The sequence below is a fragment of the Rhizobium sp. WSM409 genome (assembly GCF_057653825.1).
Window position 1 is genome coordinate 1,466,978 of the sequence record NZ_CM172794.1, and the last position, 19,794, is coordinate 1,486,771.

At 59.5% G+C, this 19,794-nt stretch carries 16 protein-coding genes and 3 tRNA genes; 15 read left to right on the plus strand and 4 right to left on the minus strand.

Going from position 1 to position 19,794, the window contains the following annotated elements; translation table 11 throughout:
- Window positions 1-63: 63 nt before the first annotated feature.
- The 3 genes from AC25BC_RS07335 to rlmB all read right to left on the minus strand — a co-directional run bounded on the left by AC25BC_RS07335 (window position 64) and on the right by rlmB (window position 2,024).
- Window positions 64-222, minus strand: a complete 159-nt coding sequence (locus AC25BC_RS07335; protein ID WP_003558513.1) for a hypothetical protein — start codon at window positions 220-222, stop codon at window positions 64-66.
- Between the two features lie 125 nt (window positions 223-347).
- Window positions 348-1,040, minus strand: coding sequence for an AprI/Inh family metalloprotease inhibitor (locus tag AC25BC_RS07340; RefSeq protein ID WP_128439653.1), 693 nt, complete (start codon window positions 1,038-1,040; stop codon window positions 348-350).
- 93 nt (window positions 1,041-1,133) lie between these two features.
- Complete coding sequence (gene rlmB / locus AC25BC_RS07345) at window positions 1,134-2,024, minus strand: 23S rRNA (guanosine(2251)-2'-O)-methyltransferase RlmB (protein ID WP_128439654.1); 891 nt, start codon at window positions 2,022-2,024, stop codon at window positions 1,134-1,136.
- Window positions 2,025-2,226: 202 nt separating this feature from the next.
- On the opposite strand from rlmB, the gene AC25BC_RS07350 reads away from it, so the two are divergent.
- The 13 genes from AC25BC_RS07350 (at window position 2,227) to rpoC (ending at window position 17,920) form a co-directional block, all read left to right on the plus strand.
- A tRNA-Tyr gene (locus tag AC25BC_RS07350) sits at window positions 2,227-2,311 on the plus strand.
- A 25-nt stretch (window positions 2,312-2,336) separates the two neighbouring features.
- Window positions 2,337-2,410: transfer RNA gene (locus tag AC25BC_RS07355), tRNA-Gly, on the plus strand.
- Between the two features lie 347 nt (window positions 2,411-2,757).
- Window positions 2,758-3,933, plus strand: a complete 1,176-nt coding sequence (gene tuf, locus AC25BC_RS07360) for an elongation factor Tu (protein ID WP_012757012.1) — start codon at window positions 2,758-2,760, stop codon at window positions 3,931-3,933.
- Window positions 3,934-4,441: 508 nt separating this feature from the next.
- Window positions 4,442-5,335: an NAD-dependent epimerase/dehydratase family protein gene (locus AC25BC_RS07365; RefSeq protein ID WP_012757013.1), complete on the plus strand. Its 894-nt coding sequence runs from the start codon at window positions 4,442-4,444 to the stop codon at window positions 5,333-5,335.
- A 168-nt stretch (window positions 5,336-5,503) separates the two neighbouring features.
- Window positions 5,504-5,579, plus strand: a tRNA-Trp gene (locus tag AC25BC_RS07370).
- A 195-nt stretch (window positions 5,580-5,774) separates the two neighbouring features.
- Window positions 5,775-5,975 carry a preprotein translocase subunit SecE gene (gene secE / locus AC25BC_RS07375; RefSeq protein WP_003558522.1) on the plus strand — a complete coding sequence of 67 codons (201 nt, stop codon included), beginning with the start codon at window positions 5,775-5,777 and terminating at the stop codon, window positions 5,973-5,975.
- Between the two features lie 17 nt (window positions 5,976-5,992).
- A complete protein-coding gene (gene nusG, locus AC25BC_RS07380) occupies window positions 5,993-6,523 on the plus strand; it encodes a transcription termination/antitermination protein NusG (RefSeq protein WP_003547516.1) in 531 nt (176 codons plus the stop codon).
- A 176-nt stretch (window positions 6,524-6,699) separates the two neighbouring features.
- Window positions 6,700-7,131, plus strand: coding sequence for a 50S ribosomal protein L11 (gene rplK, locus AC25BC_RS07385; RefSeq protein WP_003547518.1), 432 nt, complete (start codon window positions 6,700-6,702; stop codon window positions 7,129-7,131).
- A 4-nt stretch (window positions 7,132-7,135) separates the two neighbouring features.
- Window positions 7,136-7,837, plus strand: coding sequence for a 50S ribosomal protein L1 (rplA, locus tag AC25BC_RS07390; RefSeq protein WP_012757015.1), 702 nt, complete (start codon window positions 7,136-7,138; stop codon window positions 7,835-7,837).
- 329 nt (window positions 7,838-8,166) lie between these two features.
- On the plus strand, window positions 8,167-8,685 hold the full coding sequence (rplJ, locus tag AC25BC_RS07395; RefSeq protein ID WP_012757016.1) for a 50S ribosomal protein L10: 519 nt from the start codon (window positions 8,167-8,169) through the stop codon (window positions 8,683-8,685).
- 57 nt (window positions 8,686-8,742) lie between these two features.
- The gene (gene rplL / locus AC25BC_RS07400; protein ID WP_003547523.1) at window positions 8,743-9,120 is read left to right on the plus strand and encodes a 50S ribosomal protein L7/L12; all 378 of its coding nucleotides are present in this window, start codon (window positions 8,743-8,745) and stop codon (window positions 9,118-9,120) included.
- Between the two features lie 262 nt (window positions 9,121-9,382).
- Complete coding sequence (gene rpoB / locus AC25BC_RS07405) at window positions 9,383-13,522, plus strand: DNA-directed RNA polymerase subunit beta (protein WP_012757017.1); 4,140 nt, start codon at window positions 9,383-9,385, stop codon at window positions 13,520-13,522.
- Between the two features lie 189 nt (window positions 13,523-13,711).
- Window positions 13,712-17,920, plus strand: a complete 4,209-nt coding sequence (rpoC, locus tag AC25BC_RS07410; protein WP_487778545.1) for a DNA-directed RNA polymerase subunit beta' — start codon at window positions 13,712-13,714, stop codon at window positions 17,918-17,920.
- Between the two features lie 137 nt (window positions 17,921-18,057).
- On the opposite strand, the gene AC25BC_RS07415 is transcribed toward rpoC, so the two are convergent.
- Window positions 18,058-18,351 carry a hypothetical protein gene (locus AC25BC_RS07415; RefSeq protein WP_012757018.1) on the minus strand — a complete coding sequence of 98 codons (294 nt, stop codon included), beginning with the start codon at window positions 18,349-18,351 and terminating at the stop codon, window positions 18,058-18,060.
- A 497-nt stretch (window positions 18,352-18,848) separates the two neighbouring features.
- Between AC25BC_RS07415 and rpsL the strand changes: the two genes are divergently transcribed.
- Window positions 18,849-19,220, plus strand: coding sequence for a 30S ribosomal protein S12 (gene rpsL, locus AC25BC_RS07420; protein ID WP_003547537.1), 372 nt, complete (start codon window positions 18,849-18,851; stop codon window positions 19,218-19,220).
- A 76-nt stretch (window positions 19,221-19,296) separates the two neighbouring features.
- Window positions 19,297-19,767: a 30S ribosomal protein S7 gene (gene rpsG / locus AC25BC_RS07425; RefSeq protein WP_011651422.1), complete on the plus strand. Its 471-nt coding sequence runs from the start codon at window positions 19,297-19,299 to the stop codon at window positions 19,765-19,767.
- Window positions 19,768-19,794 lie beyond the last annotated feature (27 nt).

Below are 19,794 nucleotides of genomic sequence, written 5' to 3' on the forward strand. Positions count from 1 at the left end.
AGCGTTCAATCCTCGTTCAATTACGGGATTAACGCATGATCGCCGTCCGCGTTCCTGCCAGTATTATTGTACCTGTCCCGGCGTCGCGGGGCCGGGCGCCGTCGGCGACAGGGGATCGGGCTGGTGGATGGGGTGCGATGTGTCCACCCAGATGATGCTGATGATAATCACGACGAAGACCGCGATGAAGAGGATACCGAAAATCAGCGGTCGAATGGCCATGATAGGGATCGTTCCTTCTTGCTTCTGAGCTGGTCGCTACAACCGGACATCGCCCGATCATAGTGCCCCGGGGCGTCATTCCAAGGCAAAAGTGGATTTTTCCGTCATCGGAGCCTGGCTGCGGGTTAGCGGCGGACGAGCGAAAGCGGCTTACCACCTTCCTCCTTCGACTTATCGAAATTGCCGTCGGCGCGCATGTCGAAGCCAAGCGACGAACCGTCACGGCCCATCAGCGTCAGCCCGAAACCCTCGATATGCCAGACTGCGAGCTTCAGTCTGGCGACATTGGCAGCGCAATCGTCGGAAAGTGACAGCAGCGCGTTGCCGTCCGCATCGACATCGCCGTTGAGCGTCACGCCGCAGAGCCTTTCGCCGTCCGGTCTTTGCATCGTCCATGTCCCGGCAAGGCTGCTGACGGTCGGCAGGCGATCGACGCCGTCAGGGGCCGCGATCAGCAACAGCGCCGCACCATCCTCCGTCTTCATCGGCGAACCTTCGTTCTCGACGAAGCGAGCGAGCACCTTGCGCGTCGCATCGATCAGGATGACGCCGCCATTGCCGTCGAAATTCCAGGAATAGGCTTCGGCAAGTGCCGGCAGCGGCTTGATGCAGGAGTCCTGACCGGAGAGCGAATAGCCGCCGATCGCTTCGCCGGTTTCCAGCGTCAGCCGGCATCCGGCTCCTCCGTCTTCCGCGGCAACGAGATATGTCCCGGCCTGCGCTTTGAGAATATCGGGATCGATATCCTGCCCGTATGCGAAACCGCAGACGAGGAGTGCTGCCGCCGAAGCCGCGAGCCTAGGGATGAAACGGATCATGACAATTCCCCTTTGTCGCGACGACAGCGCTGCGCGTCTTTTCAGACGCGCATGGGACTCTGTAGCACTTTGAATGACTGCCTGCGGGCCAGCCTATGCCTTCAGGTGGAGCCGCGCCGCATAAAGCGCGATTGCCGCTGCGTTCGAGACGTTGAGCGATTTGATCGCGCCCGGCATGTCGAGACGGGCAAGTGCGTTGACGGTTTCCCGCGTCTTCTGCCGAAGTCCCTTGCCCTCGGAGCCGAGCACCAGCGCCACCTTCTCGCCCGAGAAGGTGCCTTCGAGTGGCGCCGGCCCTTCCGAATCGAGACCGATGGTGGAGAAACCGAGCTTGTGCAATTCACCGAGCGCATCGGCGAGATTGGTCACCTGTATATAAGGTATCAGTTCCAGCGCGCCGGAGGCTGACTTGGCGAGCACGCCCGATTCGGTCGGGCTATGTCTCTGGGTGGTGATGACCGCACCCGCATTGAAGGCGACGGCCGAGCGCATGATCGCGCCGACATTGTGCGGATCGGTCACCTGATCGAGGACGAGCAGGAGAGGGCTTTCCTTCAGCGCTTCGAGCCGGCGGACCGGAAGCGGCCGTGTTTCCAGCATGACGCCCTGATGGATCGCCTCGGGGCCGAGCACCTTGTCGATCTCCTGCGGCGAGACGATCTCGAAGGGCATGCCGAGCGCTTCGACGTCGACTTCGAGGCGCGCCAGTGCGTTCTGCGTTACGAACAGCTTGATCTTCTTGCGCTCGGGATTGTCGAGCGCTGCACGCACCGTATGCAGGCCATAGAGATGCACCTGGTCGGGCGCAAGCGCCGGCGGCTTCCAGTCGTCACCGCCGCGCTTTCGCTTCTGCGGTTGAGGCGTCGGAATCTCCCCGCGTTCGCGCTTGGCGTCACGGTGGGCGCGCCGCAGAATGGCGTAATGCGTATCCTTGGCGGATGGGTCTGTCGCGGTCTTGCCGCCGGATTTGTTGTCTTTGCTCATGCAGCTTTATAGCCATGGCGCTCGCTGCCGCATAGGCTTTCTTTCATATGCCGGCTTTCGGCGGCGAATGAAATTTTTCGTGTTTTTTCCGTTGTCATCGTGTTGACAGACTGAAATGCTCCGGTCATATACGCGGCGCAGACGACGGGCGGCAACGCTTCGAAGTCTGACGAACTTGGTCTTGCGATCCGGACGAAAAACTGGAGAGATGCCCGAGTGGTTAAAGGGGACGGACTGTAAATCCGTTGGCTCAGCCTACGTTGGTTCAAATCCAACTCTCTCCACCATTCGTCATCGGATCGGACCACCCGCGCGGGTATAGCTCAATGGTAGAGCAGCAGCCTTCCAAGCTGAATACGCGGGTTCGATTCCCGCTACCCGCTCCAGTTTCCGCTACTCGACTTCATACGACCGCTGCCGCGGTAGTCCCGAGATGTCTCCGGCGCTGGCGGAGAAGCTGACGGTTGTGGCTGTCGGCGGGCAGGGAAGGGCGCTCGACGCCGAACGTCTATGGCGCGTCTCAGGCGGTCGATGCGATTTTCTCTAAGATTTCAGCGATTTTCGAGGGGGCTTTGGCGAATCGCCTTGCAGGCGGCGAATTGTCTCCCATATGCGCTGTCAGGCCAAGAATGGCGTCTGCAATTAAGTCTTGCGCAATGTCGCCGAAAGCCTTAAACGGCGGCACTAAACCGGTTCGCCGGGGCCACCATTTTCGTTCACAGGAAGCATTCAAATGGGAAAGAGTAAGTTTGAGCGCAACAAGCCGCACGTCAACATTGGCACGATTGGCCACGTTGACCACGGTAAGACGTCTCTGACGGCAGCGATCACGAAGTACTTCGGTGAGTACAAGGCGTACGACCAGATCGACGCGGCTCCGGAAGAAAAGGCGCGTGGCATCACGATTTCGACGGCTCACGTTGAATACGAGACGCCGGCCCGCCACTATGCCCACGTCGACTGCCCCGGCCATGCCGACTACGTCAAGAACATGATCACCGGTGCTGCCCAGATGGACGGCGCGATCCTGGTGTGCTCGGCCGCTGACGGCCCGATGCCGCAGACGCGCGAACACATCCTGCTGGCCCGCCAGGTCGGCGTTCCGGCAATCGTGGTGTTCCTGAACAAGGTCGACCAGGTTGACGACGCCGAGCTTCTCGAACTGGTCGAGCTCGAAGTTCGCGAACTGCTGTCGTCCTACGATTTCCCGGGCGACGATATCCCGATCGTCAAGGGTTCGGCACTTGCTGCTCTCGAAGATTCGGACAAGAAGATCGGCGAAGATTCGATCCGCGAGCTGATGGCTGCTGTCGACGCCTACATCCCGACGCCTGAGCGTCCGATCAACCTGCCGTTCCTGCTGCCGATCGAAGACGTGTTCTCGATCTCGGGCCGCGGTACGGTTGTGACCGGCCGCGTCGAGCGTGGCATTGTCAAGGTTGGCGAAGAAGTCGAGATCGTCGGCATCCGCCCGACGACGAAGACGACGGTGACCGGCGTTGAAATGTTCCGCAAGCTGCTCGATCAGGGCCAGGCTGGCGACAACATCGGTGCGCTGATCCGCGGCGTTACCCGTGACGGCGTTGAGCGTGGCCAGATTCTGTGCAAGCCGGGTTCGGTCAAGCCGCACAAGAAGTTCATGGCTGAAGCCTACATCCTGACGAAGGAAGAGGGTGGCCGTCATACGCCGTTCTTCACCAACTACCGTCCGCAGTTCTACTTCCGCACGACCGACGTGACGGGCATTGTGACGCTGCCGGAAGGCACGGAGATGGTCATGCCGGGCGACAACGTCACGGTATCGGTCGAGCTGATCGTTCCGATCGCGATGGAAGAAAAGCTGCGCTTCGCTATCCGCGAAGGCGGCCGCACCGTCGGCGCCGGTATCGTCGCGTCGATCGTCGAGTAACTTTCGAGTTATCCGCAATTATGAAGACCCCGCTGGAAACAGCGGGGTTTTTCATTTTGATGGCTTCCTGTAGGTTTAACAGGTGTTGTAAAAATATCGTTAAGTTGGCCTGTCACAGTATTTTGTTCATCTCACGTTCAGAAACCGGTTTGTGATTGGGTCAATGTAGTCCAGACTCCTCCTTGCAAAGAGGAGAGCCCGGATGATTCCAAAGGCCACATTCGCTGCGACGATATTCGCGATGTATGTTTTCACGATGTTTTTCATCGCTGCAATACCGCAAGAAGTTGTTCAGTCTGCCGTAGTGCAGATTGGCGAGGTAAGTGTCGTCAAGTGACGACCTTTGCCGAACATCGCAGGGTTCTGCGGTGATCGGAAATGATCGGTCAGGTGCTCCCGGATAGGATGCTCCTGGCGACGCGGGGGTGAACCCTTGCAGGACGCTCGCTTGCTCTTCGCGCGGAAGCGTCTATCTATGCCTCCGATTTCATGACGCGGAGGATATTCCATGAAGAGACGTATTCTATTCACCGGCGGTTCGGGCAAGGCAGGTCGCCATGCGGTGCCGTGGCTCGTCAATGCCGGCTACGAGGTTCACAACCTCGATCTCGTGCCGCTCGATAGCCCCGGCGTCACCAATCTCATCGCCGACATCACCGATAGCGGTCAGGTCTTCAACGCGCTTTCGATGCATCGCGATTTTCCCGATCTCGACGCGGGCAGGGGCGTACAGCCCTTCGACGCCGTCGTGCATTTCGCCGCCATCCCGCGCATCCTGATCAAGCCCGACAACGAAACCTTCCGTATCAACACGATGGGCACCTATAATGTCATCGAGGCGGCGGTGAAACTCGGCATCCGGAAGATCATCGTCGCATCGAGCGAGACGACCTACGGCGTCTGCTTCGCCGAAGGCCATCGCGATTTCCACCAGTTCCCGCTAGAGGAGGACTACGACGTCAATCCGATGGATTCCTACGGCCTTTCCAAAGTGGTCAACGAAAAGACGGCGCGCGCCTTTGCCGAACGTTCGGGCTTCGACATCTATGCGTTGCGCATCGGCAACGTCATCGAGCCTGACGAATACGAGAAGTTTCCGACCTTTTTCGCCAATCCCGAGATGCGCAAGCGAATCGCCTGGAGCTATATCGACGCCCGCGACCTCGGGCAGATCTGCCATCTCTGCATCGAGAAGGACGGCCTCGGCTACCAGGTCTTCAACGCCGCCAACGACACCGTCTCGGCCAATACGCCATCGAAAGAGCTTGCGAAGCGATTCTTTCCGAACGTGCCCTTCACCCGCGAGATCGGCGAATATGAGGGCCTGCTCTCCAACCGCAAGATCCGCGAGGTGCTGGGTTTTAAGGAAGAACACGATTGGCGGAAATATGTGAAGGTCTGAATGGACCGTGGTTCCGCGACTGAAAGGCCGATCGCTCGCATATCAGGAGAATGGCCTTGAAAATCGAAAATCGTGCTTGCCAATCCCGTGTCGTCGTCTTAAAGGGAGCGCCATGCTTTTCAGCAGCGATTTGCGGGCCTTGGCCCAGGCGCTGAATGATCGGTATGAAGGGGTATAGCTCAGTTGGTAGAGCGGCGGTCTCCAAAACCGCAGGTCGTAGGTTCGAGCCCTACTGCCCCTGCCATTTTCCTGGATGCGGGACAGCGCGGACATGCTCGCGGCATTTCCGGCCGGGGATTGATTGGTGGCAAGTAATTTCGTTAAACTTCGGTTTCCCTCTTGTGTATTCGGAAATCGGTGTTTATTTAGGGTTCAACAGACACGCGGTGCGTGGGGCTGATAGTTTCAGCTTTACGCGCCGTAATTGCGTGGGCAGTCGATGGCATCCAAATCCAATCCGTTTACGTTTCTGCAGCAGGTTCGCTCCGAGACGTCCAAAGTTACATGGCCGTCGCGCCGCGAGACCATGATCTCGACGGTCATGGTGCTGGTGATGGTGGTTTTCGCCGCGCTGTTTTTCTTTGCCGCTGACCAGCTGATTGGCTGGGCTCTGAGCTTCGTGCTGAATACCGGCAACTGATACGGGTGGAGATGAAAATGGCGGCACGTTGGTACATCGTCCACGCATATTCCAATTTTGAAAAGAAGGTGGCTGAAGATATCGAGAACAAGGCTCGCCAGAAGGGGCTTGAGCACCTGTTCGAGAAGATCCTCGTGCCGACCGAAAAGGTGGTGGAAGTGCGTCGCGGCCGTAAGGTCGATTCCGAGCGCAAGTTTTTCCCGGGCTATGTCATGGTTCGCGCCAATCTGACGGACGAAGCCTATCACCTGATCAAGAATACGCCGAAGGTCACGGGTTTCCTTGGTTCCGACAATAAGCCCGTTCCGATTCCGGACTATGAAGCCGAGCGCATTCTCGGTCAGGTCCAGGAAGGTGTCGAGCGGCCGAAGGCCTCGATTACCTTCGAGATCGGTGAGCAGGTCCGCGTTTCCGACGGCCCGTTCGCTTCGTTCAACGGCACGGTTCAGGATGTGGACGAAGAGCGTTCGCGCCTGAAGGTGGAAGTGTCGATCTTCGGCCGCGCAACGCCGGTCGAGTTGGAATACGCTCAGGTCGAGAAGGTCTGATTGCAGAAACTGGAGGCTGGCCCTTGCGGCCTGTTTCCTGCGGACCTTGTCCGCATCCGCGTGGAAGGTGAGGGGTCTTAGCCGGACCCTAATGATCCGCACCACGCAACCGCAGCCGCCGGAGAGATCCGGCATCACGGGCCGGGCGACCGGCCGTTCATGAAAGGCAGAGAGATATGGCTAAGAAAGTTGCAGGCCAGCTCAAGCTTCAGGTCAAGGCAGGATCGGCAAACCCGTCCCCGCCGATTGGTCCGGCGCTTGGTCAGCGTGGCATTAACATCATGGAATTCTGCAAGGCGTTCAATGCCGCCACGCAGGAAATGGAAAAGGGCATGCCGATTCCGGTCGTCATTACCTATTACCAGGACAAGTCCTTCACCTTCGCGATGAAGCAGCCGCCGGTCAGCTACTGGCTGAAGAAGGAAGCGAAGATCACGTCCGGTTCCAAGACGCCCGGCAAGGGTGCCAAGGCCGGCTCCCTCACCAAGGCTCAGATCAAGTCGATCGCAGAAGCCAAGATGAAGGATCTGAACGCAGCGGATATCGAAGGTGCAATGGCGATGATAGAGGGCTCTGCCCGCGCCATGGGTCTGGAAGTGGTGGGTTAAGATCATGGCTGGTAAGCGCACGCAGAAGATCAACGAAGGTGTTGATCCCACCAAGCTCTACGCTCTGACCCTGGCCATTGGCATGGTCAAGGAACGGGCTGTCGCCAAGTTCGACGAAACCATCGAAGTCTCGATGAACCTCGGCGTCGACCCGCGCCATGCGGACCAGATGGTCCGCGGCGTCGTCAACCTGCCGAACGGCACGGGCCGTACGGTTCGTGTTGCCGTCTTCGCTCGTGGCGCCAAGGCTGACGAAGCCAAGGCCGCCGGTGCTGATATCGTCGGTGCCGAAGAGCTTGTCGAAATCGTCCAGGGCGGCAAGATCGAATTCGATCGCTGCATTGCCACCCCCGATATGATGCCGCTCGTCGGCCGTCTCGGTAAGGTTCTCGGCCCCCGCGGCATGATGCCGAACCCGAAGGTCGGCACCGTCACTATGGATGTCGCCGGAGCCGTCAAGGCTTCCAAGGGCGGCGCTGTCGAGTTCCGCGTCGAGAAGGCTGGCATCGTTCATGCCGGTATCGGCAAGGCCTCGTTCGACGCCAAGGCTCTGGAAGAAAACATCCGCGCCTTTGCTGACGCAGTCATCAAGGCGAAGCCGGCTGGCGCCAAGGGCAACTACGTCAAGCGCGTGGCGATTTCCTCGACCATGGGCCCGGGCGTCAAGATCGAGCCCGGCTCGGTCACCGGTGCTCCGGCTGCGTAAGTTTATGGCCGGGCTTTAAGCCCGGCGACTGAATTTCCGGCCTCGCAAGGGGCCGGAATATTCCGGAGAAATCCGGAATCCTGTCCGAGATTGCAGGTGGTTTTCCCTTAATCACTGTGCCTGCATGAGACGGGTAAGACCCGAATTGCATGAAGTTCGCTTCTAGGAACTCGGTTCGAGCCTTGGATGCCTTGTGCCTCTTTAGCCTTGATTGGCGCGAGAGCGCGGGGGGACAGGATCCTCAAGCGTCGCTTGGGATCTCGCATGATCCCAGGAGGCAAAAGGCAACCGGCGGGCCCATTTTCGGTCCCGCCAACTGGAGATAGGCAGTGGAAAGAGCGGAAAAACGCGAATTCGTCACGGAACTGAACGAAGTCTTCAAGGCTTCGGGATCAGTTGTCGTGGCCCACTATGCTGGTGCCACAGTCGCGCAGATGAACGACTTTCGTTCGAAGATGCGTGCAGCTGGCGGTACCGTCAAAGTCGCGAAGAACCGCCTGGCCAAGATTGCCCTTCAGGGTACGGAAGCGGAAGGGATGACCAATCTCTTCAAGGGTCAGACGCTGATTGCATACAGCACCGATCCGATCACCGCTCCGAAGGTCGTCATGGATTTCGCCAAGACCAATGACAAGATCATTGTTCTGGGTGGCGCCATGGGAACAACCACGCTCAACGCCGAAGCAGTCAAGTCGCTTGCGACCCTGCCTTCGCTCGATGAGCTGCGTGCGAAGCTGCTGGGCATGATCCAGACACCGGCTACCCGCATCGCTGGGGTTGTTGCAGCACCGGCAAGCCAGCTTGCCCGCGTGTTTGCGGCCTACGCCAAGAAGGACGAAGCCGCGTAAGGCGGTTTTTCGCTGTTTATAATCAACCGGTTCGAACCGAACAAAGGAACTAGTAAAATGGCTGATCTCGCAAAGATCGTTGACGACCTCTCCTCGCTGACCGTTCTGGAAGCTGCAGAACTGTCGAAGCTTCTCGAAGAAAAGTGGGGCGTTTCCGCTGCTGCTCCGGTAGCTGTTGCTGCCGCTGCCGGCGGTGCTGCTGCTGCTGTCGTTGAAGAAGAAAAGACCGAATTCGACGTCATCCTCGTCGAAGCTGGTGCCAACAAGATCAACGTCATCAAGGAAGTCCGCGCCATCACTGGTCTCGGCCTCAAGGAAGCCAAGGATCTCGTTGAAGCCGCTCCGAAGGCTGTCAAGGAAGGTGTCAACAAGGCTGAAGCTGCTGACATCAAGAAGAAGCTTGAAGACGCTGGCGCCAAGGCCGACGTCAAGTAATCTTGAACTGCTTTGGGAGGCAGTATCTTTACTGCCTCCCATTTGCCGTTTTTCTGAACGAATTACCCAAAAGCCGCGTCGAAACGGCTTTTGGGTAATGGGTTCTTCAAAAGGATGGTCTCGCACCGAGGGCAGCACAGCAATCCGAGCTGAGCGTTTTCTGGGGTCGGACGAGATTGAATTACTCATTGATTGACGGGATCGACTGGCCATCGGTTCCCGTCCGTTGCAGGCCCGGGTGCAAGATTTTGAAGGAGCGACGATGGCTCAGACCCTTTCGTTCAACGGTCGTAGGCGCGTACGCAAGTTTTTTGGTAAGATCCCCGAAGTCGCAGAAATGCCGAACCTCATCGAGGTTCAGAAGGCGTCCTACGACCAGTTTCTGATGGTTGAAGAGCCGAAGGGCGGCCGACCCGACGAGGGTCTTCAGGCCGTTTTCAAGTCGGTTTTCCCGATCACCGATTTCTCCGGCGCATCCATGCTGGAATTCGTGTCCTACGAGTTCGAACCGCCGAAGTTCGACGTTGACGAATGCCGTCAGCGCGACCTGACCTATGCAGCGCCGCTGAAGGTGACGCTGCGCCTCATCGTGTTCGATATTGACGAGGATACCGGCGCGAAGTCGATCAAGGACATCAAGGAACAGTCCGTTTACATGGGCGACATGCCGCTCATGACCAACAACGGCACGTTCATCGTCAACGGCACCGAGCGCGTCATCGTCTCCCAGATGCACCGTTCGCCGGGCGTCTTCTTCGATCACGACAAGGGCAAGAGCCATTCGTCCGGCAAGCTGCTCTTTGCTGCGCGCGTCATCCCCTATCGCGGTTCCTGGCTCGATATCGAATTCGACGCCAAGGACATCGTCTATGCTCGTATCGACCGCCGCCGCAAGATCCCTGTCACTTCGCTGCTGATGGCGCTCGGCATGGACGGCGAGGAAATTCTCGACACCTTCTACACGAAGTCGCTCTACAAGCGCGACGGCGAAGGCTGGCGCATTCCCTTCAAGCCGGAAACGCTGAAGGGTGCCAAGGCGATCACCGAGATGGTCGACGCCGATACCGGCGAAGTCGTCGTGGAAGCCGGCAAGAAGCTGACCCCGCGCCTGCTGCGCACGCTGTCCGACAAGGGGCTGAAGGCCCTCAAGGCCGCCGACGACGATCTGTATGGCAACTACCTCGCCGGCGACATCGTCAACTACTCGACGGGTGAAATCTACCTCGAGGCCGGCGACGAAATCGACGAGAAGACGCTTGGCATCATCCTGGCGAACGGCTTCGACGAGATCCCGGTTCTCGGCATCGACCACATCAATGTCGGCGCCTATATCCGCAACACGCTGACAGCCGACAAGAACGAGAACCGTCAGGACGCTCTGTTCGACATCTACCGCGTCATGCGTCCGGGTGAACCGCCGACCATGGAATCGGCTGAAGCCATGTTCAACTCGCTGTTCTTCGATGCGGAGCGTTACGACCTCTCCGCCGTCGGCCGCGTCAAGATGAATATGCGCCTCGACCTGACCGTCGAAGACACCGTCCGCATCCTGCGCAAGGACGACATCCTGGCCGTGGTCAGGATGCTGGTCGAACTGCGCGACGGCAAGGGCGAGATCGACGACATCGACAATCTCGGCAACCGCCGCGTCCGTTCGGTGGGCGAGCTGATGGAAAACCAGTACCGTCTCGGCCTGCTGCGCATGGAGCGCGCGATCAAGGAACGCATGTCCTCGATCGAGATCGACACGGTCATGCCGCAGGATCTGATCAACGCCAAGCCGGCCGCCGCTGCCGTGCGCGAATTCTTCGGTTCCTCGCAGCTCTCGCAGTTCATGGACCAGGTCAATCCGCTCTCGGAAATCACCCACAAGCGTCGTCTTTCGGCTCTTGGCCCGGGCGGTCTGACCCGTGAGCGCGCCGGCTTCGAAGTCCGCGACGTGCATCCGACCCACTATGGCCGCATTTGCCCGATCGAAACGCCGGAAGGCCCGAACATCGGTCTCATCAACTCACTTGCGACCTTTGCCCGCGTCAACAAGTACGGCTTCATCGAAAGCCCGTACCGCCGCATCGTCGACGGCAAGGTGACGAGCGACGTGCTCTACCTCTCCGCCATGGAAGAGGCGAAGTATTACGTCGCCCAGGCCAACGCCGAGATGAACGCTGACGGTTCCTTCGTCGACGAATTCGTCGTCTGCCGTCATGCCGGCGAAGTCATGCTCGCCCCGCGCGACAGCATGAACCTGATGGACGTCTCGCCGAAGCAGGTCGTTTCGGTCGCAGCCGCGCTCATCCCGTTCCTGGAAAACGACGACGCCAACCGCGCGCTCATGGGCTCGAACATGCAGCGTCAAGCAGTGCCGCTGCTGCGTGCCGAAGCCCCGTTCGTCGGTACCGGCATGGAGCCGGTCGTTGCCCGTGACTCCGGTGCCGCCATCGGCGCCCGCCGCGGCGGCGTGGTCGACCAGGTCGACGCGACGCGTATCGTTATCCGCGCCACGGAAGACCTCGAAGCCGGCAAATCCGGCGTCGATATCTACCGCCTGCAGAAGTTCCAGCGTTCGAACCAGAACACCTGCGTCAACCAGCGTCCGCTGGTCACCGTCGGTGACGAGGTCAACCGCGGCGACATCCTCGCCGACGGCCCGTCGACCGATCTCGGCGACCTGGCACTCGGCCGCAACGCGCTCGTCGCGTTCATGCCCTGGAACGGCTACAACTACGAAGACTCGATTCTGCTCTCCGAGCGTATCGTTGCCGACGACGTGTTCACCTCCATCCACATCGAGGAATTCGAAGTGATGGCGCGCGACACCAAGCTTGGTCCTGAGGAAATCACCCGCGATATTCCGAACGTTTCGGAAGAAGCACTGAAGAACCTCGACGAAGCCGGCATCGTCTATATCGGCGCCGAAGTTCAGCCGGGCGATATCCTCGTCGGCAAGATCACACCGAAGGGCGAAAGCCCGATGACGCCGGAAGAAAAGCTTCTGCGCGCCATCTTCGGCGAAAAGGCCTCCGACGTGCGCGACACCTCCATGCGCATGCCGCCCGGCACCTACGGCACCATCGTCGAAGTCCGCGTCTTCAACCGCCACGGCGTTGAAAAGGACGAGCGCGCGATGGCGATCGAGCGCGAAGAAATCGAGCGTCTGGCAAAGGACCGTGACGACGAGCAGGCGATCCTCGACCGTAACGTCTACGGCCGTCTGATCGAGATGCTGCGTGGCCAGGCCTCCATCGCCGGCCCGAAGGGCTTCAAGAAGGGAGCCGAGCTTTCGAACGCCGTCGTCTCCGAATATCCCCGCTCGCAGTGGTGGATGTTCGCGGTCGAAGACGAAAAGGTCCAGAGCGAGCTCGAAGCGCTTCGCGGCCAGTACGACGAATCCAAGTCGCGCCTCGAACAGCGCTTCATGGACAAGGTCGAAAAGGTCCAGCGTGGCGATGAAATGCCTCCTGGCGTCATGAAGATGGTCAAGGTCTTCGTCGCCGTAAAGCGCAAGATCCAGCCCGGCGACAAGATGGCCGGCCGTCACGGGAACAAGGGCGTCGTCTCGCGCATTGTGCCGGTGGAGGACATGCCGTTCCTCGAAGACGGCACGCATGTCGATGTCGTTCTGAACCCGCTCGGCGTGCCTTCGCGCATGAACGTCGGCCAGATCCTGGAAACGCATCTGGGTTGGGCTTGCGCCGGCATGGGTCGCCAGATCGGCGAACTGATCGACGCATACAAGGCCAATGGCAACATTGAGCCGCTGCGCAAGACCATCGGCGATGTCGTCGGAGACGGCCCCAAGGCCGAACAGGTCCATGAGTTCGACGACGACTCTGTTCTGCGCCTCGCCGACCAGTGGAAGCGCGGCGTTTCGATTGCGACGCCTGTTTTCGACGGCGCGAACGAAGCCGACGTCAACGACATGCTGCGTCTGGCAGGTCTCAAGGATAGTGGTCAGTCGACGCTCTATGACGGCCGTACCGGTGAGCAGTTCGACCGTCAGGTGACGGTGGGCTACATCTACATGCTGAAGCTCAACCACCTGGTCGACGACAAGATCCATGCTCGTTCGATCGGTCCTTACTCGCTCGTGACTCAGCAGCCGCTGGGTGGCAAGGCGCAGTTCGGCGGCCAGCGCTTCGGCGAAATGGAAGTCTGGGCGCTCGAAGCATACGGCGCGGCCTACACGCTGCAGGAAATGCTGACGGTGAAGTCGGACGACGTCGCCGGCCGCACCAAGGTCTACGAAGCCATCGTCCGAGGAGACGACACGTTCGAAGCCGGTATTCCGGAAAGCTTCAACGTTCTCGTCAAGGAAATGCGCTCACTGGGCCTCAGCGTCGAGCTCGAGAACACCAAGCTTGACGAGGCGCAGGCAGCTCAGCTGCCCGACGCGGCCGAGTAAGCACTTGATAGGGCGTGCGCTGCCAATGCGGCGCACGCCGGTCCCACCGGGCGCCGTATCCGTGTCGGCCCGGGAGGGAAGTTTCGCCGCATCCAGCGGTTATTCTCGTTTAAGCGAGGGAGGCGGCTCCCGGGAAATTGCCGCCGACATCGCATTTTGAGGGCGCTTTAGCCCATGAAGGAGACAGGCATGAACCAAGAGGTCATGAATCTTTTCAATCCGCAGGTGCCTGCACAGAATTTCGATTCTATTCGGATTTCGATCGCGTCTCCGGAGAAGATCCTCTCCTGGTCTTACGGTGAGATCAAGAAGCCGGAAACCATCAACTACCGTACGTTCAAGCCGGAACGTGACGGTCTGTTCTGCGCGCGCATCTTCGGGCCGATCAAGGACTACGAATGCCTGTGCGGCAAGTACAAGCGCATGAAGTACAAGGGCATCATCTGCGAAAAGTGCGGCGTCGAAGTCACGCTGTCGCGCGTTCGCCGTGAGCGCATGGGCCATATCGAGCTCGCCGCTCCCGTTGCCCACATCTGGTTCCTGAAGTCGCTGCCATCACGCATTTCGACGCTGCTCGACATGACGCTGAAGGATGTCGAGCGCGTCCTCTACTTTGAAAACTACATCGTCACCGAGCCGGGCCTGACCGCCCTGAAGGAGCACCAGCTCCTCTCGGAAGAAGAGTACATGCTCGCTGTCGACGAATACGGCGAAGACCAGTTCACCGCGATGATCGGCGCCGAGGCGATCTACGAGATGCTGGCCTCGATGAACCTCGAAAAGATCGCTGGCGACCTGCGTGCCGAGCTTGCCGACACCACGTCGGATCTCAAGCAGAAGAAGCTGATGAAGCGCCTGAAGATCGTCGAGAACTTCATGGAGTCGGGCAACCGTCCGGAATGGATGATCATGAAGGTCGTTCCGGTCATCCCGCCGGACCTGCGTCCGCTGGTTCCGCTCGACGGCGGCCGTTTCGCGACGTCGGATCTGAACGATCTCTACCGCCGCGTCATCAACCGTAACAACCGTCTGAAGCGCCTGATCGAGCTTCGTGCGCCTGGCATCATCATCCGCAACGAAAAGCGCATGCTGCAGGAATCCGTTGACGCGCTGTTCGACAACGGCCGTCGCGGCCGTGTCATCACCGGTGCTAACAAGCGTCCGCTGAAGTCGCTCTCCGACATGCTGAAGGGCAAGCAGGGCCGCTTCCGCCAGAACCTGCTCGGCAAGCGCGTCGACTATTCCGGCCGTTCGGTCATCGTCACCGGTCCGGAACTGAAGCTGCACCAGTGCGGCCTGCCGAAGAAGATGGCGCTCGAGCTCTTCAAGCCGTTCATCTATGCCCGCCTCGACGCCAAGGGTTACTCCTCGACCGTCAAGCAGGCCAAGAAGCTGGTCGAAAAGGAAAAGCCGGAAGTCTGGGATATCCTCGACGAGGTCATCCGCGAGCATCCGGTTCTCTTGAACCGCGCACCGACGCTGCACCGCCTGGGCATCCAGGCCTTCGAACCTATCCTGGTCGAAGGCAAGGCGATCCAGCTGCATCCGCTCGTCTGCACGGCCTTCAACGCCGACTTCGACGGCGACCAGATGGCCGTTCACGTGCCGCTGTCGCTCGAAGCTCAGCTCGAAGCCCGCGTGTTGATGATGTCGACCAACAACATCCTGCACCCGGCCAACGGCGCGCCGATTATCGTTCCCTCGCAGGACATGGTTCTCGGCCTCTACTATCTGTCGATCCTCAACCAGAACGAGCCGGGCGAAGGCATGGCCTTCTCCGATCTCGGCGAGCTGCATCACGCCCTCGAAAGCAAGGTCGTGACGCTGCACACCAAGATCCGCGGCCGCTTCAAGTCGGTCGACGAGGATGGCAAGCCTTACTCGAAGATCTATGAGACGACGCCTGGCCGTCTGCTCATCGGCGAACTGCTGCCGAAGAACGGCAAGGTGCCCTTCGATATCTGCAACCAGGAAATGACCAAGAAGAACATCTCGAAGATGATCGACACGGTCTATCGCCATTGCGGCCAGAAGGACACGGTCATTTTCTGCGACCGCATCATGCAGCTCGGCTTCGCCCACGCCTGCCGCGCCGGCATTTCGTTCGGCAAGGACGACATGGTCATTCCGGATGCCAAGGCCAAGATCGTTGCCGACACCGAAAACCTGGTGAAGGAATACGAGCAGCAGTACAATGACGGCCTCATCACCCAGGGCGAGAAGTACAACAAGGTTGTCGACGCCTGGGGTAAGGCGACCGAAAAGGTCGCCGAAGAGATGATGGCCCGCATTAAGGCGGTCGAATTCGACGAGAAGACCGGTCGCCAGAAGCCGATGAACTCGATCTACATGATGAGCCACTCCGGTGCCCGCGGTTCTCCGAACCAGATGCGCCAGCTGGGCGGCATGCGTGGCCTCATGGCCAAGCCGTCGGGCGAAATCATCGAGACCCCGATCATCTCGAACTTCAAGGAAGGCCTGACCGTCAACGAGTACTTCAACTCGACGCACGGCGCCCGTAAGGGTCTGGCAGACACCGCCCTGAAGACCGCCAACTCCGGCTACCTGACCCGCCGTCTCGTCGACGTCGCGCAGGATTGCATCGTCACGCATGTCGATTGCGGAACGCAGACGGGCCTCACCATGACCGCAATCGTCGATGCCGGTCAGGTGGTTGCCTCGATCGGCGTCCGTATCCTCGGCCGCACGGCGCTCGACGACATCGATCATCCGGTCACGGGTGAGCGCATCGTCGATGCCGGCAGGATGATCCTCGAGCCCGACGTCGTCGAAATCGAGAAGGCCGGCATCCAGTCGATCCGCATCCGCTCGGCACTGACCTGCGAAATCCAGACGGGCGTCTGCTCGGTCTGCTACGGCCGCGACCTTGCGCGCGGTACGCCGGTCAATATGGGCGAAGCCGTCGGCGTTATCGCTGCTCAGTCGATCGGCGAGCCGGGCACCCAGCTCACCATGCGTACCTTCCACCTTGGCGGTACGGCAACCGTGGTCGACCAGTCGTTCCTCGAAGCCTCGTACGAAGGTACGGTGCAGATCAAGAACCGCAACATTCTGCGCAACTCCGATGGCAACCTCGTTGCCATGGGCCGCAACATGACCGTCCAGATCTTGGACGAACGTGGTGTCGAGCGGTCGTCGCAGCGTGTGGCCTACGGTTCGAAGCTGCATGTCGACGAAGGCGACAAGGTCAAGCGCGGCCAGCGTCTGGCAGAGTGGGACCCCTACACCCGTCCGATGATGACGGAAGTGGCTGGTACCGTTCAGTTTGAAGATCTGGTCGACGGTCTCTCCGTTCTGGAAGCGACCGACGAATTGACTGGCATCACCAAGCGTCAGGTTATCGACTGGCGTTCGACCCCGCGCGGCTCGGACCTCAAGCCGGCGATCGTCATCAAGGATGCCAGCGGCAATATCGCGAAGCTCTCCCGTGGTGGTGACGCCCGCTTCTTCCTCTCGGTCGATGCGATCCTGTCGGTCGAGCCGGGCACGAAGGTCTCCCAGGGTGACGTTCTCGCCCGTTCGCCGCTCGAAAGCGCCAAGACCAAGGACATCACCGGCGGTCTGCCGCGTGTTGCCGAGCTGTTCGAAGCCCGCCGTCCGAAGGACCACGCCATCATCGCAGAGATCGATGGTACGATCCGCCTCGGCCGCGACTACAAGAACAAGCGTCGCGTCATCATCGAGCCGGCGGAAGACGGTGTCGAGCCTGTCGAATACCTGATTCCGAAGGGCAAGCCCTTCCACCTTCAGGAAGGCGACTATATCGAAAAGGGTGACTACATCCTCGACGGTAACCCGGCTCCGCACGACATCCTGGCGATCAAGGGCGTGGAGGCTCTGGCCTCCTACCTCGTCAACGAGATCCAGGAAGTCTACCGCCTGCAGGGCGTCGTCATCAACGACAAGCACATCGAGGTGATTGTCCGTCAGATGCTGCAGAAGGTGGAAATCACCGATGCAGGCGACTCGACCTATATCGTCGGCGACAATGTCGACCGGATCGAGCTCGAAGACGTCAACGATCACCTGATCGAGCAGGGCAAGAAACCAGCCTATGGCGATCCGGTTCTTCTCGGCATCACCAAGGCATCGCTGCAGACCCCGTCCTTCATCTCGGCCGCGTCCTTCCAGGAAACGACAAAGGTGCTGACGGAAGCTGCGATCGCCGGCAAGACCGACGGTCTGCAGGGTCTGAAGGAAAACGTCATCGTCGGCCGCCTTATCCCGGCCGGCACTGGCGGCACCATGACCCAGATCCGCCGCATCGCCACGTCGCGCGACGAGATGATCCTCGAAGAGCGCCGCAAGGGTACGGGTGCTGCCGTTGCCACGCCGATGCTGCAGGACATGGCCGAAAAGGCTCCGGCTGCGGAATAACCCGCAGCTGAAGTCTATGAAATTGAAAAACCGCCCGGAGCGATCCGGGCGGTTTTGTTTTATCTGCTCTTATTATTTGGCGGGGAGGGAGGCTGCTTCCGCTTATGCTGCCTTGGCAGCGTCAGCAACGGCGCCCTTCAGTTGAACCGGATGATCGCGACTTCGCCTTCGATGGCGCCCTGGTAGGCAGAGGCGTGCGGCTCTTCGGCCGGGACCTCGGTCAGCATGCCGATCTGGTCGAGATCTGCCTCGATGAAGCCTTCCTCGGCAAGGGCGTTCAAGGCCTCGCGTACGGCAGTGTCGTCGTCAGGCGCCTTCAGCATGATGTGCAGGTCGATGCCTTCGCTGGCGTCGGACTCGTAGCCCTTGCCGATGATGATGAAGATCATCGGGCCGTCGAAATTATTGTCGTTATCAGGTGTCGTGATCATCGCCCGTCCTTCGGCTCTTTGACGATTCGGTCGCTCGAATCCTGCTGTGAGGGCCGAACGCCGCATTTGCTGATTCCTTAACTGCTTTTGCTGCAATGCCCAAGTTTTTATCTTGGGGCACAGCCGTGAATTCGTCTAGAAGGATGAAACAGGGCGTTCGGCCGGCATATCAAGGCGATACGGCGAGTTTATTTCTTAACCGGCCTTGACGAGACGGGTGGAAACCAGTAGTACCCCGGCCATCAGATCCCATGTGAGGCTTGGCTGTTCGGGGCGACTCGCCCTGAAGTTCACCTCAAACAAGGTTCTAAACGCACGTTGAAGTCATGATGCTGCACGCACGACGCATATTCTATGCGTCCTCTGCTCCTTGTGGTCCATCTGCGGAAGCGGATCGGGCCATATTTTGCGCATTGACGGAAAGCGCGCGTCACTGCCGGAGACGGCGCGAGTTCAAGCCCGCAAGGGTACTGAGATAAAACGTAAGGGATGGTTGAATGCCTACCGTAAACCAGCTGATCCGCAAGCCTCGCCAGGCGAACGTAAAGCGTAACAAGGTTCCCGCACTCCAGGAGAACCCGCAGAAGCGCGGCGTTTGCACGCGCGTCTACACGACGACGCCGAAGAAGCCGAACTCGGCTCTGCGTAAGGTCGCAAAGATCCGCCTGACCAACGGCTTCGAAGTCATTGGTTACATCCCCGGCGAAGGTCATAACCTTCAGGAGCACTCCGTCGTCATGATCCGTGGCGGCCGCGTCAAGGACCTTCCGGGTGTCCGTTATCACATCATCCGCGGCGTTCTCGATACCCAGGGTGTCAAGAACCGCAAGCAGCGCCGATCCAAGTACGGCGCGAAGCGTCCGAAGTAATTCGGTTTTTGAATAATCCGGCGCTGCGCGAGGTCCTCCGCGTCATGAAGCGCCTTAACGGTTGAAGAGACAAAATATGTCCAGACGTCATAAAGCAGAAAAGCGCGAGATCAATCCGGACCCGAAGTTCGGCGATCTCGTCGTCACCAAGTTCATGAATGCCATCATGCTCGACGGCAAGAAGTCTGTTGCTGAAAACATCGTCTACGGTGCGTTCGACGTTGTCCAGGGCAAGGCCAAGCAGGAGCCGCTCACGGTTTTCCATTCTGCGCTGGAGAACATTGCCCCGCACGTTGAAGTTCGCTCGCGTCGTGTCGGTGGTGCGACCTATCAGGTCCCCGTCGATGTTCGTCCGGAGCGCCGCCAGGCTCTTGCTATTCGCTGGCTGATCGCTGCTGCCCGCAAGCGCAATGAAACGACTATGGTTGACCGCCTTTCCGGCGAACTGCTCGATGCGTCCAACAACCGCGGCTCCGCCGTCAAGAAGCGCGAAGACACGCACAAGATGGCTGACGCCAACCGCGCGTTCTCGCACTATCGCTGGTAATTCCGAACGGTATCGAAAGGCAGTCCA

What these genes read in the sequence shown, in the direction of transcription:
- AC25BC_RS07335 (WP_003558513.1), bottom strand. Translation starts at nt 222, where the DNA reads ATGGCCATTCGACCGCTGATTTTCGGTATCCTCTTCATCGCGGTCTTC.
- AC25BC_RS07340 (WP_128439653.1), bottom strand. Translation starts at nt 1,040, where the DNA reads ATGATCCGTTTCATCCCTAGGCTCGCGGCTTCGGCGGCAGCACTCCTC.
- rlmB (WP_128439654.1), bottom strand. Translation starts at nt 2,024, where the DNA reads ATGAGCAAAGACAACAAATCCGGCGGCAAGACCGCGACAGACCCATCC.
- tuf (WP_012757012.1), top strand. Translation starts at nt 2,758, where the DNA reads ATGGGAAAGAGTAAGTTTGAGCGCAACAAGCCGCACGTCAACATTGGC.
- AC25BC_RS07365 (WP_012757013.1), top strand. Translation starts at nt 4,442, where the DNA reads ATGAAGAGACGTATTCTATTCACCGGCGGTTCGGGCAAGGCAGGTCGC.
- secE (WP_003558522.1), top strand. Translation starts at nt 5,775, where the DNA reads ATGGCATCCAAATCCAATCCGTTTACGTTTCTGCAGCAGGTTCGCTCC.
- nusG (WP_003547516.1), top strand. Translation starts at nt 5,993, where the DNA reads ATGGCGGCACGTTGGTACATCGTCCACGCATATTCCAATTTTGAAAAG.
- rplK (WP_003547518.1), top strand. Translation starts at nt 6,700, where the DNA reads ATGGCTAAGAAAGTTGCAGGCCAGCTCAAGCTTCAGGTCAAGGCAGGA.
- rplA (WP_012757015.1), top strand. Translation starts at nt 7,136, where the DNA reads ATGGCTGGTAAGCGCACGCAGAAGATCAACGAAGGTGTTGATCCCACC.
- rplL (WP_003547523.1), top strand. Translation starts at nt 8,743, where the DNA reads ATGGCTGATCTCGCAAAGATCGTTGACGACCTCTCCTCGCTGACCGTT.
- rpoB (WP_012757017.1), top strand. Translation starts at nt 9,383, where the DNA reads ATGGCTCAGACCCTTTCGTTCAACGGTCGTAGGCGCGTACGCAAGTTT.
- rpoC (WP_487778545.1), top strand. Translation starts at nt 13,712, where the DNA reads ATGAACCAAGAGGTCATGAATCTTTTCAATCCGCAGGTGCCTGCACAG.
- AC25BC_RS07415 (WP_012757018.1), bottom strand. Translation starts at nt 18,351, where the DNA reads ATGATCACGACACCTGATAACGACAATAATTTCGACGGCCCGATGATC.
- rpsL (WP_003547537.1), top strand. Translation starts at nt 18,849, where the DNA reads ATGCCTACCGTAAACCAGCTGATCCGCAAGCCTCGCCAGGCGAACGTA.
- rpsG (WP_011651422.1), top strand. Translation starts at nt 19,297, where the DNA reads ATGTCCAGACGTCATAAAGCAGAAAAGCGCGAGATCAATCCGGACCCG.